The 13,796-nt window shown below is 67.2% G+C and carries 8 protein-coding genes; 6 read left to right on the top strand and 2 right to left on the bottom strand.

Features of this window, described 5'->3' with window-relative positions:
• The first annotated feature begins 18 nt into the window (after positions 1-18).
• From ABJF88_03820 to ABJF88_03795, 6 genes are all read left to right on the top strand, one after another.
• Positions 19-2,223: a hypothetical protein gene (locus ABJF88_03820; GenBank protein ID MEP0546035.1), complete on the top strand. Its 2,205-nt coding sequence runs from the start codon at positions 19-21 to the stop codon at positions 2,221-2,223.
• 12 nt (positions 2,224-2,235) lie between these two features.
• On the top strand, positions 2,236-4,038 hold the full coding sequence (locus tag ABJF88_03815) for a hypothetical protein (GenBank protein MEP0546034.1): 1,803 nt from the start codon (positions 2,236-2,238) through the stop codon (positions 4,036-4,038).
• Between the two features lie 12 nt (positions 4,039-4,050).
• Positions 4,051-5,079: a hypothetical protein gene (locus tag ABJF88_03810; GenBank protein ID MEP0546033.1), complete on the top strand. Its 1,029-nt coding sequence runs from the start codon at positions 4,051-4,053 to the stop codon at positions 5,077-5,079.
• 19 nt (positions 5,080-5,098) lie between these two features.
• Positions 5,099-6,373: a glycan-binding surface protein gene (locus tag ABJF88_03805; protein MEP0546032.1), complete on the top strand. Its 1,275-nt coding sequence runs from the start codon at positions 5,099-5,101 to the stop codon at positions 6,371-6,373.
• 44 nt (positions 6,374-6,417) lie between these two features.
• Positions 6,418-7,821 carry a glycoside hydrolase family 2 TIM barrel-domain containing protein gene (locus ABJF88_03800; GenBank protein MEP0546031.1) on the top strand — a complete coding sequence of 468 codons (1,404 nt, stop codon included), beginning with the start codon at positions 6,418-6,420 and terminating at the stop codon, positions 7,819-7,821.
• Positions 7,822-7,904: 83 nt separating this feature from the next.
• Entirely contained in the window at positions 7,905-8,837 is a 933-nt protein-coding gene (locus ABJF88_03795) for a glycoside hydrolase family 16 protein (GenBank protein ID MEP0546030.1), read from the top strand.
• 19 nt (positions 8,838-8,856) lie between these two features.
• On the opposite strand, the gene ABJF88_03790 is transcribed toward ABJF88_03795, so the two are convergent.
• Both ABJF88_03790 and ABJF88_03785 read right to left on the bottom strand, forming a co-directional pair.
• Entirely contained in the window at positions 8,857-12,396 is a 3,540-nt protein-coding gene (locus tag ABJF88_03790) for a hypothetical protein (protein MEP0546029.1), read from the bottom strand.
• Positions 12,386-13,762, bottom strand: a complete 1,377-nt coding sequence (locus ABJF88_03785; GenBank protein ID MEP0546028.1) for a glycoside hydrolase family 2 TIM barrel-domain containing protein — start codon at positions 13,760-13,762, stop codon at positions 12,386-12,388. Before ABJF88_03785 ends, ABJF88_03790 begins: the two co-directional genes overlap by 11 nt.
• Positions 13,763-13,796 lie beyond the last annotated feature (34 nt).

The raw sequence follows: 13,796 nt of genomic DNA, 5'->3' as shown, positions 1-13,796 counted from the left end.
CGGGTCCCTCTCATGGCGATGCAGCCTCTCCGTCCGTACCGGCAACGTATTCGTCCAGCCTCGGCTGGCGGCGGCCTCCGCGCCGTCGCCAGCCGAGGGGCTGGGGTGATCGTAGTGATGGCCGTGGTCCTTGGCCTGGCCGCCGGGGCGTCTCGCCCGGCCGCTGCGCAGGACATCGCTGGGGCTGACGCGGAGTGGGAGGGGACCTTCGCTGCACAGATCGGGCTTACCGGACGGGCGGCGACGGGGTCAACCTCGAACGTTGAGCTCGCTTCGGAGACTACGAGGGCGCTCGTCGAGCGAACGCCGGGGCTCCTCGCCTCACGGGCGATCGACCCGGACTCGACCTATCGCGACTATCCGGCCGAGGACACGACGGCGGCGTTGCGCGAACGGCCGCTGCCGCTGACGGTCTTCGGCTATTACCGGCTGTTCCTCTACTACCGCGACATCACCGACCCCTACCCGAACCTCGCCCCCTTCGAGCGGACGTACGGTGTTGGCGACGGCTACCGCGAGCCGATGCTCTCCATCAACATCCTCGGGCGGCCCAGCGGCCGGTCGAGCTTCGGCACCGAGCTGTTCGTGTTCACGCCGTACGATGGGGAAGAAGGGACCGTCAACAACGTGGTCTCGCTCAACCTCGGCGTCAACTTCTACGGCAACTTCCGCACGGAGGTTGGCACCTTCGGCGTCCGAGCCGGCGGGATCCACTGGTACAACCTCAGCCCGTTCACGATCGGCGTCTACCAGGTGCTGGACCGTTTTACGATCTTCGACCGGACGCCGTGGGAAGGCGTGAACGGCCTGGCGAAGTACAACAGCTACTACGAGACGGGACAGGCGAACCCCGGCGACCAGCGCTGGAACTACCAGGCCTTCCAGGGGCTGATCCTCGACGGACGGCGGCTACCCGGCGAGATTGGATTCGACGCGTTCTGGGGCAAGACGCAGCCCAACGGCGGCCTGCCGGGCGCGATCACCGACCCGAGCGAATCCGGCGTGGACGGGGACCCGGCGGGCGACGTGCCGACTTATCTCGGCTTCAACGGCGAGGCGCGCGCGCTCCCCAGCTTCATCTCCGGCGGCCGGTTGCAGAAGGCCTTCGGCGATAACCTCGTCGGCTACAACGGGATCTACAGCTACCGCGCGCTCGACAGCCTGAGCACCGACCGGCGCGAGTACCAGGTCCACACCGTCTCGTTCGACACCTACGTGAAAGGCGTGAACGTGAGCGGCGAACTCGGCGCGAGCAAGTTCGAGAGCCCGGACCTGTCGCCGCCGTGGGGCGAGGCGCTGATGGTGCGCGCCCGCGTGCCGGCCGCGATGACGTACTTCCCGCTCGACGTGCAGCTCTACCAGGTCGGCCGGCACTTCTTCAACGAGAACGGCGAGATTGCTACCGGCAATAACCCCGACCTCCGCGTAGACCCGCGCTGCGCCGTGACGGCCGGCTCCGGCTCGACGGGCGGGGCGATTACGCAGGTGAACCAACTCGCGCACAACCGGCGCGGCGTCAACTTCAACACGGCGTGGGAGGCAGGTCCGGCCAAGCTCGGCGTCGGGTGGGGCGTCGCCCACGAACTCGCCCCGACGACGACGGAGCTGTCATACGTCCACCGCATCAACGGGCTGGCCGTGTCGCGCGTCTACAACCCGTTCCCCGCCGAGGCCGTGTGCGCGACCTCCTTCGGGCCCTTCGCCCGGCAGTTCTCCTTCTTCCGTGGCGTCTTCGAGCGCGTCCAGACGACCGACGTGGACCAGGTCACGGGCGTCGCTCCGGGTCGCAAGTACTACCACGCGGTCGATCTCCAGGCCAAGCTGCGAGCGGAGGTGCTCGACCGCCCGCTCTACTTCTTCTACCTCGGCAGCTTCGGCTCGGCGAACCGCAGCTTCACCGGCGTGCCGCGTGACGACGACACGTACGTCTTCGTCCAGTACCACGAGTTCGACATCTACTACGAACTCGTGAACAACTTCATCGTGGCCGGTTACCTCGGCCTCGAAAACGCCCAGGGCGGGCGCTTCACGGCTCTCGACGACGAGAGCGGGGAGCCGCGCGACCAGAACGCCACGGGCATCGGGCTCGGCTTCGACTGGACGATCGCGCCCAACGTGGGGCTCTACGTCCGCCACCGGTGGATGCACTTCGAGGACCAGAGCTTCGCGATTGACACCTACCGAGGCCGTGAGTTGACGGTCGAGCTCAAGATATTCATCTAACCCGCTTGCGGAATGAGGCCACTCCTACCTTCGTGCCTGCTCGTCCTCGCCCTCGTGGTGCCGTCGGCGCCCGCCCTCGCGCAGGGGGCTCCCGACGCCGACGAGGGGCCGGGCATCCGGTTCAACGGCCTCGGCCGTAGCCTCATCCAGCAAGTCGGCATCGGCGGCGACCTCCTCGACACCGACACGACGAGCGTGGAGAACCTCACCGACGGGGAGTTCGTGCTCGACCTCGCCGTCAACGGCCAGCCCAACGACGTGACCGAGGTGCAGGGCGTCGTCCGGCTGCGGAACGAGTTCGGCGGGTTCTTCGGGTCCGGCGTGACAGTCGAGGTGCGCGAGCTGTGGGCGCGCGGCATCATCGCCGACGTGCTTAGCTACCGCGTCGGCGACATGGACATGGCGCTGACGCCGTACACCCTCTTCCTGCCCGACGAGGATGGCTCCGTCAACGAGCCCGAGGTGTTCGTCCCGCAGAAGGAGATCATCTATTACGAGGAGTTCTACACCGGCTTCAACACGCGGCGGCTCCAGGGCGGCAAGCTCGACTTCGGCCTCGCCTTCGACGAGGGCCTCGACGCGGTCGAGGTGCGGAGCTTCCTCGCCCGGCTCCGGGCGACAAACTTTACGGATACGCCCACCCGGTTCATCGGCGGCGGCCGGGTCGGGGCGACCTCGGCGCGCTTCGGGCCGTACCGGTCGCAGGGCCGGCTCGGCGTCAACCTCGCTTACACGTGGGACGACCTCGGCTCGGGGAACGCCAACACGGGCATCCGCAACTCCGTCGTCTCGTTCGACACGGACGTGACCCTGCTCGACGAGGATCGTTACGCCGTCCACCTCCTCGGTGAAACAGGGTGGTCGGTCGTGAAGCAGCGGACCGAGACCGAATCGCTCGTGGATAGCGTGCTCGTCGAGATGGATACGACCCTCGTCCGCGACAGCGATACGTTCATCGAGGTCGGGCTGCGGGGCGAACTCAAGGAGTTGGGGCTCGACGTCTCGGCGATGTTCGTCGACGTGGGGCCGGAGTTTTACAGCGTCGCCGCCCAGAGCAAGCGCGTCGACTACACGCGTCCCCGCAGCTTCTACAACCGCGTCGGCAACGAGCGCGACCTCCGGCGTGTGACGCTCTTCGACCTCACGCGCGACCCGGCCGTCTACACGTTCCGCGTGGCGAACCAGCTGATGCGCTACGACCCGCGCTACAACAACGTCCTCCCGTACGGGCGGGCGACGCCGAACCGCCGGGGCGTGCGCCTCGAAGCGGCCTACGCCCCGGCAGAGAGCCCGGTCAACGCCGCGCTCACGACGGCGGTGCTGCGCGAGATTCGCGGGCAGGGCACGACCGAGCTGAAGGACTTCCTCCTCCTCCGGGCCGAGGCCGACGTGCGTGTCGACCAACTCATCGGCTGGGACAAGATGCTTGGCGTGACGCTCGGACTCCAGTACGAAGACACGAGCCGCGGCGGGGAAGAGGTCGAGCAGGTCGATCTCACCTCCACGCTCGTCGAGGCCGGGGTGTCGGTCGAGGTCTACGACCGGCTCGACGTGCTCCTCGGGACGAAGCTCCGCTCGTCGAGCGGGCGCGACTACGTGCCCCTCCTAGAGAACTTCAACGACATCCGCGACTTCCCCGGGGAGTTCGTCACAGACGATCAGGAGTCCCTCGTGGGCGCCGGGCTTCGCTACCGCTTCAAGGAGGGGATATACCTCACCGTGCAGTACCAGCGTTTCAACTACAGCGATGACGCTACCCCGGCCGAAGACTACAGCCTCGACCAGATCTTCGCCCTCTACAGCATGTCCTTTTAATCCGTCGGACCGATGCCCGCTATGATTGCAACGAAGTCCCGTACGGGGTACGCCGCCGCCCTCTTCCTCCTCGTCGGCCTCGCCGCCGCCGGCTGCGACCACGTCACCGATGCGGAAGGCCCCAACCTCACCGACCGCTTCGGCGACTTCTTCGTCGTCGATTCGCTCATGGCGAGCCAGGAGGAGGTCGATTTCGCGGCGGGTGAATTCGTCACCTTCACGGCCCAGTTCAACAAGCAGGTGGCGTGGGTGCTGGAGATCACCGGGCAGGAGAGCGGGGCGGTGAAGCGCATCGAGGGCTTCTCGAATGAGTTGTCGGCTGAGAACGCCCGATGGAACGGGGGGACGACCGACCTCCCCCTGTTCAAGACGGAGGTGGCTGACGCCGTGCTCCTCATCGATGACGAAAACGCCGACACCCTGCGGACGACCGTCGAGGTGGTGACCCCCCGCGCTTACGACGTGACCGTCATCGCCGACTTCGAGCAAGCGAGCCCCTCGATCATGATCGGCAATTTCGAGTTCGAGTTCGATTTGACGGCTACGGGCCGCAGTGCCGAAGTGCCGCCCGCGCAGGGCGATTTTTTCTACCTGCTCCGCAGCACCGGTGGCCCGGTGGTAGCCGATCCGTTCTTCATCGGCCTGATCAGCATCAACGCCTCGATCACCGGAGAGACCTACTTCCCCGTCCCGACTACGGTACCGGAGGACCTCTTCTTCAACGCGTTCCTCTACAGCTTCGGCAGCCCGAACACGATTGCCGTCGTGCAGCTAGCGGTCGACACGAACGGGTCAGGGGCCTACGAAGATGGGCAGGACGCTACGTTCTCGATCCTCGACCAGCCTATCGAGGGGGAGGGATGGCAAGCGTTCTCGGCGCCGCTGAGCGCGACCGCTATCACCCAGGCGCAGACGGAGGAGATCGTCGCGATCCGTGTATTGCTCATCTCGGATGACAACGGTCAGCCCACGCCGCCGCTGCCGGTGGATTTCGGGATCGACTATCTCAACTTCACCACCGGTGGCCCGTTGCAACTCTAACCACCGCCCCACGGCGCCCATGACTGCCCGACGCTCCGCTCTTTCTCTGCTCGCCCCCGCCGCACTGCTCGTCGCGGTCGTGATGCTGCCCGCGTGCGTGCAGTTCCAGCCCGCCGTGCTCTACTCCGGCGTCGAGCCTGCGCCCGTGCCGGAGCGCCCGCGGATGCTGTCCCTCGCCGTCGAGCCCGTGGTGTACGAGGACCAGAACGACGACACGGTCTGGTTCCAGGAAGACACCAATTGCACCCAGGGCCGCGTCACGCAGGACGTCGTCTACGAAGGGCGGCGCGCGGTCGAGGTCTCGTGGGACCGCGGTGCCGAGGGCTGCGACTGGGCCGGGCTCGGATTCGGGTGGGACGGCTGGGCCGGCAAAGACCTCTCGCAGCTCCTCCCGTACGCCGCCTTCGAGATGCAGGTCCGCTCCAAAGAAGGCACGATGTACGGCCTGCCCATCGTCCTGACGCTGGAAGACTATTCGGGAGGGATGGGGTTCGCCTACACCGACAACAAGTACTTCGAGCGGACCTTCATCGACGAGGAGTGGCAGAAGGTGGTCGTGCCCCTGTCGGCCTTCGACATGGACGTGGAGAACCTCGACGCGACGAACGTGAAGCAGCTCATGATGGAGTTGCAGGGGAGCGGGAGCATCTACCTCGACGACATCCAACTGGTGTTCTACGAGGCACAGGAGCAGGAGCCCTGGCTCGTCGAAGCGCCGCGCCCGAGCCCGACGGCGCTCCCCATCCAACTCTTCGACGATGCGTTCATCAACAGCAACGGCTGGGGGCTCGTGACCGACGCGTGCCAGTCCATCGAGCCCACGCAGGCCAACCCGTCGACGGGATCTACGGCGCTACATTTGCAGTGGGACGTCCGGCCGGAGGGGTGCTACGAGGCCGCGATGGGTGTGAGCTGGGACCGGTGGTATCCGGTCAACCTGACGCCGATTTTTCAGCGGGCCGCAGTGCAGTTCGACATCCGCCTCCCATCGGGAACGGCCAGCAGCCTCCCAATCCGCGTCGGGCTGGAGGACTACAGCCGGCAGTTCTTGGGGGCCACGCTCGATGGCCGATCTACCCCGTCCGGTCAGTTCACGGCGGAGTGGCAGACCGTGACGATCCCCTTGAGTGACCTTCGCCCCGGTGGGCGCCAACTGGCAGCCAGTCCCGCGACTGTTGGGGGCGCCCCCACACGAGGCGAATTCGACGTGTCGAACGTCAAGCAACTCGTTTTCTTTATGGACGAGCAGGGGGACGTGTTCATCGACAACGTGCGGCTGGTGGACACCTACTAGCTCCGCCGCTGTCGCCTCGCCGTTCTTTCTCGATCCGATCTGTTATGAGAGTCTCTGCCTTTTTCGCCCTCACCACGCTCCTTCTCACAGCCGGGTCTGTCCGAGCCCAGGTCAACGAGGACCGGTCCGTTACCGAGCGTCCCGCCACGTCGGGCGTTGTCACGGAGTCTCTCGTGAACGAGGGGGCCATCCCCGTCGAACTTCGGCAGGATGCGGAGGGCAACTGGACGATGTACCGGGGCGGCGAACCGTACTACATCCGCGGCGTCGGCGGGCAGCAGTACCTCGACCGCGCAGTCGCCTACGGCGCGAATTCGATTCGGACGTGGGGGGCGGGCGAGGCAATCGCCGTCCTCGACGAGGCACACGCGAAGGGGCTCAGCGTCACCTTCGGGCTCTGGGCCGGCCAGGAGCGGCAGGGCTTCGACTACAACGATGGGCGCGCCGTCGAGGCGCAGTTGGCGCGCTTCCGCGAAGTCGTCCGCGCCTACAAGGACCACCCGGCGATTCTGATGTGGGGGCTGGGCAACGAGAACGACCTCTTCTACTCGGACTTCAAAGTCTGGGACGCGCTCAACGACATCGCGGAGATGATCCACGAGGAGGATCCCAACCACCCGGTGATGCACGTCACCGCCGGCCTCGACGTGGCGGAGGTGCAACTCATCAAAGAACGCGCGCCGGCCATCGACGTCTACGGCATCAACACGTACGGCGAACTCGTCGGCGGGAGCCGGGCGTTCCGCTCGTACGGCTACGCGGGCCCCGACGTCGGCACGAACCTTCGGCGGGCGGGTTGGGACGGGCCGTACGTCATCGCGGAGTGGGGCCCCGACGGCCACTGGGAAGTGCCGAAGACGGCGTGGGGTGTCCCCATCGAGCAGACGAGCCGCGAGAAGGCGCAGATGTACCGCCTCCGCTACGAGCGTGGCATCGCCGCCGATTCGTCGCACTGCATCGGGTCGTACGTCTTCCTCTGGGGTCAGAAACAGGAGACGACGCCGACGTGGTACGGCATCTTCACGCCGGGCGGCTACGAGACCGAAGTCTCCGACGTGCTCCAGCAAATGTGGACCGGCGAGTGGCCCGAAAACCGGGCGCCGAGCCTGGAGAGCCTGACGGCGAATGGGGAGACGGCGTTCAACGACGTATATGTCGAGCCACGCGAGGTCGCCACGTTCGTGGCGAGCGTCACGGACCCCGAGGGCGAGGCGCTGCGCTACGAGTGGGAGCTGCTCCCCGAGAGCACCGACATCCGCGCCGGCGGCGACGCGGAGACGCGGCCCGACGCGGTGGAACTGGATGTCGTGAACCAGGAGAACGGCACCCTGGCCATCCGCGTACCTCGTAAGGAAGGGCCGTACCGCATGTTCGTCTACGTGTACGACAACCACGACAACGTCGCGACGGCCAACTTCCCCTTCTTCGTCGGGCAGCCCACGCCGTAGGCCTGTGACGGGCCTCGCGGGTATCAGTGCTGTACGCCGCTGAGAGGCGCTCCAGTCGATTCCACTTTGCCGGACTTAGTACGATGTCATCCTCCTTCGCTTCTGCCCGCGCTCTCGCGCTCGTCGCTGTTCTGATCGCCTTCGGCACCGGCTGTGACAACTCGGTCGACCAGACCTTCCCGGACCCGCTGGAGACGCCGGAGGGCTGGACGCTCGTCTGGGCCGACGAGTTCGACGGGACCGAACTGGACGCGTCGAAGTGGGAGGCGCAACTCGGCGACGGCTGCCCGAGCCTCTGCGGCTGGGGGAACAACGAGCAGCAGCGATACCGGGCAGAGAACGCGGAGGTCAGCGATGGCTTTCTCACCATCACCGCGCGCCAGTTCCTCACCGAGCGAGACACGGTGATCGCTGGTTCCGACACGACGGTCGTGGACACCACCTATACCTCCGCACGCCTCCGCACGAAAGGCATGGGCGACTGGACGTACGGGCGCTTCGAGATCCGCGCGAAGCTGCCGCGGCCGGAACAGGGACTCTGGCCCGCGATCTGGATGCTCTCGACCGAAGAGGTCTATGGAACGTGGCCGAAGAGCGGCGAAATCGACATCATGGAAGCGGTCGGGCGCGAGCCCGGCGAGATCTTCGGGACGCTCCACTACGGTGATGACATCCCGAACAACGTCTTCACGGGCGAATCCTTCGAGTTCGCAGCGGGCACGTACGCCGACGACTTCTTTGTCTTCGCACTCGAATGGGAAGCCGGCGAGATCCGCTGGTACATCAACAACGTGCTCTACGCGACGCAGAACGAGTGGACCACCGCTGGGCCTCCGGTCACCGACGACCCCGAGGCCCCGGAGACCGCGCCTTTCCCAGCCCCGTTCGATCAGGACTTCCACCTGCTGCTCAACGTGGCCGTCGGGGGCAACCTGCCGGGGCAGCCGGACGAGACGACGCTCCTCCCGCAGCAGATGGAAGTCGACTACGTTCGCGTCTATCAGCGCGCGGAGTAAACCCGATGCGGGGTGCTGATCAGCGCCCCGGCATCAGGTCGACTTCGATCCGGGTGAACGCGCCGGAGCGGCGGAAGACTTCGTCGCTGACCTCGGGAGATAGGGCGTCGCCCTGCGCCTCGGTGACGGTGCCGTCTGCACCAACGATGCGAATCGCAGGGATGGTGGAGCGTCGGTAGACGACAGGCATCTGGCAGTAGGTGAACGCCAGTGCCCCTGCGTTGAGGTCGAGCACTTGGTCCTCACCGCCCACATCGACGAAGCGGAACGTGGCGGGGGCGGTCAGGAACTCCTCGGCGCGGAGGAGGGCCGGGCGGAAGACGATGCGCCCGTCCTCGATGAGCACGCCAAGTTCGCCCCAGCGGCAGAGGATGTCTTCCTTCACCTGGCCTGTCATGCCGGGCTGCTTGGCGCCGCCGCCGCCGGGCGTGTGCGAGTAAGCATCGCTGGGGAAGGCCCCGTACTCCTCGGGCGATTTGGCGACGCCGAGCCCGGCGCGGAGGTCGTAGTAGGCGTCGCCGAGCCGGCGGAGCACGGTCGGGTCGGTGTCGGCGGCGTGGGCGCGGAGGAACGTCTCCTGCGCCGCGAGGGCCAGCTTGGAGACCATGTGCCAGTAGATGCTGCCGAGCCCCTCGTAGCCGAAGAACGTCCCGGAGCGGCCCGTATACGAGCGGTGGTCGAAGACCTGCTCGAACACGTCGAGCACGTGCTGCCCTTCGCGGTCGACGGCGTCGGCGTAGCCCTGCGTACGGAGCCCGTTGAGCGCCGCCTGCACGTCGGTCTTGTTGCGGAAGGCACCATTGAAGTGAACCCCACCGCGGACGTCCTGCACGATGAGGGACCGGTCGCCGTCGGCGATGAGCGTGCGGAGGAGCGAGGACGCCTCGACGGCCTCCGGCGGGAGGTTGTTCTTCTCGAGGAAGCTCGGCAGTTCTCGGTCCGGGTAGAGCCGGTAGCTATGCTGGTCGGGCCGGTAGATCGCGCTGGCGCGGAGCGCTTCGAGGACGCCGACGGAGGCGTCGGGCGAGAGCACGCCCGCATCGAGCGCCGCCGCCTGCCCCTCCAGCATCGCGTAGAGGTGGCTCACCGAGATGCCTTCGGCGTCGGCCGCCATCAGGTTGTAGGCGTGGAAGAGCCCATCCTCACGACGGTTGACGGAGATCGTGTGGTCGGCGAAGACTTCCGCCCGGTCGATCATCGCGTGCACGTCGGCCACGGCGACGGCGCGGGTCGCGCCCGAGAGGCCGTCAGCGTAGAGCGTCTGGCGATAGGCCGAGCCCGCCTCGCCGAGGGCGTCGACGACCTCTTTGCGCTCGGCGTCGGAGAGTGTGCGGTCTGCGTACTCCGCGAACCGATCGAAGGCACCCGAGACCGCATCGAGCAGGTCGGCGACCTCGGAGGAGAGGGTGAAGGTCTCCTCCGGTGCGTCCGAGAACAGGTCGCGGAGGACGGTCAGAGTGCGGCGGAGCGCGAAGAGCGTCACCATCGAGACGCCGTAGCCCACGAGGGCGTTGTTGGCGTCGTTCCACTCCGGGCGCTGCGTGTTCATCCAGATGCCGCCTTCGGGGATGAAGTTGGTCAGCTTCGCCAGCAGGGGCACGAGCAGCTTCTCAGCGAGGGTCACGAGGCGGACGGCGCCGTCGGCATCCCAGAGCAGCTTCCCGTCGGCGCCGACGGCCGCCACGCGCCGCTCGATGGCGTGCTCCAGAGCCTCGTCGAACTCGACTGTGTCGTGCGGGTCGCGGAGGAGATCGGCGTAGGGCTTGATGCGGTAGGGGACGTTCGCGTAGCTGAAGAGCCGCCGCGAGAGCAGGCCTTCGAGCAGCCCCGGATGATGCGCGCGCGAGAGGACGAGGAGCCGGAGGAGGTAGATCAGTTGGTGGTCGCCCCAGTATCCGATGTACGACCACGGATCGTCTGGCTCGATGGTCTCCCAGTCGATGCCCTCGTCGGTGATTCGGTACGGGTTGTAGCCGTCGGCGGTGGAGGCGTTGACGAAGGTGGCGATCATCCCTTCGAGGTAGCCGGGGTACGAGCGGCCGAGGGCTTCCCAGTTCTGGAAGATGTCGCGCCAGTTGCCTTCGTAGCCCCGCTTGGTGGACCCGTCGGCTTGCTTGAGGTCGATCGTGAAGTGGTTCCAGGGGCGGCTCGGGTCGCCGTGGCGGCGGCTGAAGCTGAGCGGGAGGTACGACGAGCAGAGCCGTTCGAGCTGCGGGCCGCCGGCCGCCGCCATCTCCATCAGCGCCTGAAACGTGATCCGCTCCGGGAGCGCGTCGAACCGGTCGGCGTGGGCCTCGGCGACGGCCGCATTGTGGTGCGCAACGAAGGCGCGCACGTCCTCGCGGACGATGCTGTAGCCCTCGTCGAAGACGCCGCCGCGCATGATGTTGAACAGGACGTTCATGCGGTGGCGGGCCGTCGTCATCGGCTCGGCCGTGACTTGCTCGCCGTCGGTCCCGGCCACGAGTTGACGGAGGCGCTCGGTGCCCGCCGCCACGTCGGCATGGACTTCTGCTATCAGGGCCTCGGGGTCGGCGAGGGCGTCGGCGAGCGCGATCACGTCGGCCGCATCCTGCTCGATGTCAGCGACCAGGTCCCAGCGCTGCGATGCCCCGGCGGCGAGGTCGAGGGTGGCAGAGACGAAGTAGGCCCCGCGCTCGGCACGGATTGCCGTCTCGGTTTCGACGGCGTGCCCGGCGCGGAAGCGGTCGAGCTGCCGGCTCGACAGGAGGAGGGCATCGGGCTCCAGCCCGGCCGACCACACCGTCGTGGCCTTCAACGCCTCGCTCGGCTCCGCCCGGTCGACGGGGATCGCGCTGAGCGTGAACAGCCCGAGCGTCGTGTCGGGGACTCGTTCGTTCTTTTTGTACGCGTCGGCGAGGACGCTCCGCGACGTCTGCAGTTCGCGGCTGATCCCGTACGGCATCAGGTTCTGTACGCCGTCAAGCACGCGGACCGTAGTGCCGCTCGCGCCGTGGTTCACCAACTCCGAGCGCTTCACGAACCCGAACCGCTCGCTCGTACTCCACGTGACGGCGAACGTGAGACCGAGGTTCTCATTGACTTCCTCGAAGCGGAGCGTGTCGCCCTGGAGGCTTTTGTAGAGGCTACGCCGGAGCGCGTAAAGGCCGTCGTAGCGGTCCGAGAACGGCTCCCAGAGCCGCTGTTTCCCGTGCGCTGTGCCGTCCCCGCTCCCGTCACGCTCGTCGTGCAGGGTCGCCAGGATGAGCGTCTTACTGCCCGTCAGGTCGAGCGAGTCGTGGATCTTGTCGACGGTGGTGTACGGGAAGAGGGCGTGATCCGGGCTTCGCCGCCCGGCCGTCAGGGCCCCGTTGCTGGAAATGAACAGCCAGTGGTCCGCGTCGCTCACGAGCGAGATGAAGAACGGCGGCATCCGGTCGTAATTCTCGATCCGGTACATCGCCTCTCCGTCCACGTCGACGAAGTCGCCCTCGACAGCGCGGGCGTTCGGTTGCCGGCGCGCAGAGCCTACGAAGATGGGGGGCTCGGTGCGGCCGGGGGATGTGCGTTCGGCGGGGGCTGGGGACTCACTCGACATAGAAGGGAATGTTGGCGTGCGCGGCGTGGCCCTGGCCGTCGTACACGTACACGAAGAGGCGATAGGCCCCGGGCTCGTCGGGAGCGGTGACGGTGATCTCGGCGGAATCCGGCGCGTCGATCACGTCGGGGATGAGCGCGGGCACCGACTCGTCGTCGCCGCCTTCGCTGAGGTCGGTCTGCTCCTCGCGGACCTCCCATGCGTAGCGGAGCGCGTCGCCGTCGGCGTCTGTCGAGACCACGCGAGCGGGGACGGACTGGCGGGGGGAGAGCGTGATCCCGTCATCCGCCGTCCGGCCGTCGAGCGTGGCCGATTCGAGGCGGGGCGTCCGGTTGTCCGGCATCTCCCCGGTCCACAGCGACTCCATCACGTCGACCGTCTCAGTCTCCTCGCCGGTCGGGAGAAACAGGCCGTACCACGTCGGGGTGCGCTCTTGCTTCTGGCCCCAGAGGAAGACGTACGAGCCCAGCCCGTGCGTCGTGTCCGAGGCGATCGCCGTCTCGTAGCGCGAGCGGTAGAGGTCGGCCTTGACCGAGCTGTTGTTCTCGATGGGCGCGCCCCACGGCGTCTTCTCGACCTCCCAGTGGCCGGTCGCGCCCCACTCGGTGACCATGTACGGCCCGTCCCACCCCGCGTCGTCGAGCCGCTGCGGGAGGTTCTCGATGTCGGCGTACATCTGGATGCTGAGCAGGTCGAGGTCCGGCGCGCGCGCTTTGATATCGTCGACGAGTTCAGGGCCGATCCCGGCCAGCATCGTCGTCGTGAGGTGGTTCGGGTCGATCTCGTGGATCATCTCCGAGATCTCGTTGACTGCGTCCCACACGGCAGGATTCTCGGCGCCGAGGTTGAGTTCGTTGCCGATGCCCCAGATGAGGAGCGCCGGGTGGTCCTTGTATTGCATCACCTCGGCGCGGACGCGTTCGAGTTGGGCGGCCACGGCCGTCGAGTCGTCGTAGTCGAAGCCGAAGACGCCGCGGCCCTGCCCCTCGCGTTCGCGGGCGATCTCGAGCCCCATCGTGACGAGGAGGCCGTTCGCGTGCGCGCGGTCGAGCACTTCCCGCCCGGTGGCTTCGCCGTTGTCGGTCCGCCACGTGCGGAACGAGTTCGCGCCGTGCGCGGCCAGCCGCTCGACGTCGCCGAACTCCAGCCCGGCGCCGTTGATGTAAAACGGCTCGCCGTCGACGTAGAGCTGGTAGCGGCCGTCGTCGTCGCGTAGCTCGACCTTTACGGGGCCGGCCTCGGACGTGTCGGGAAGCGCGCCGCCCTGCGGGGTCGGCGGCGGAGCGTCGCAGGCGGCGAGGGGGAGGAGTGCGAGCAGGCAGCACAGTGCCGGGACGAGCGGTGCGGCGGAGGGGAGAGAGGACATAGGGCTAGGCGTGGGTCGGGGAAAGCCGGGACGA

Source organism: Rhodothermales bacterium, from assembly GCA_039944855.1.
Lineage (GTDB): Bacteria > Bacteroidota > Rhodothermia > Rhodothermales > JANQRZ01 > JBBSMX01.
Note: the sequence above shows the minus strand (reverse complement) of the source record. Positions and strands in the feature narration are given on the sequence as shown.

Bases quoted from the DNA above. Each gene is read 5' to 3' on its own strand.
- ABJF88_03785 (MEP0546028.1), bottom strand. From the start codon at position 13,762: ATGTCCTCTCTCCCCTCCGCCGCACCGCTCGTCCCGGCACTGTGCTGC.
- ABJF88_03810 (MEP0546033.1), top strand. From the start codon at position 4,051: ATGCCCGCTATGATTGCAACGAAGTCCCGTACGGGGTACGCCGCCGCC.
- ABJF88_03795 (MEP0546030.1), top strand. From the start codon at position 7,905: ATGTCATCCTCCTTCGCTTCTGCCCGCGCTCTCGCGCTCGTCGCTGTT.
- ABJF88_03815 (MEP0546034.1), top strand. From the start codon at position 2,236: ATGAGGCCACTCCTACCTTCGTGCCTGCTCGTCCTCGCCCTCGTGGTG.
- ABJF88_03820 (MEP0546035.1), top strand. From the start codon at position 19: ATGCAGCCTCTCCGTCCGTACCGGCAACGTATTCGTCCAGCCTCGGCT.
- ABJF88_03800 (MEP0546031.1), top strand. From the start codon at position 6,418: ATGAGAGTCTCTGCCTTTTTCGCCCTCACCACGCTCCTTCTCACAGCC.
- ABJF88_03790 (MEP0546029.1), bottom strand. From the start codon at position 12,396: ATGTCGAGTGAGTCCCCAGCCCCCGCCGAACGCACATCCCCCGGCCGC.
- ABJF88_03805 (MEP0546032.1), top strand. From the start codon at position 5,099: ATGACTGCCCGACGCTCCGCTCTTTCTCTGCTCGCCCCCGCCGCACTG.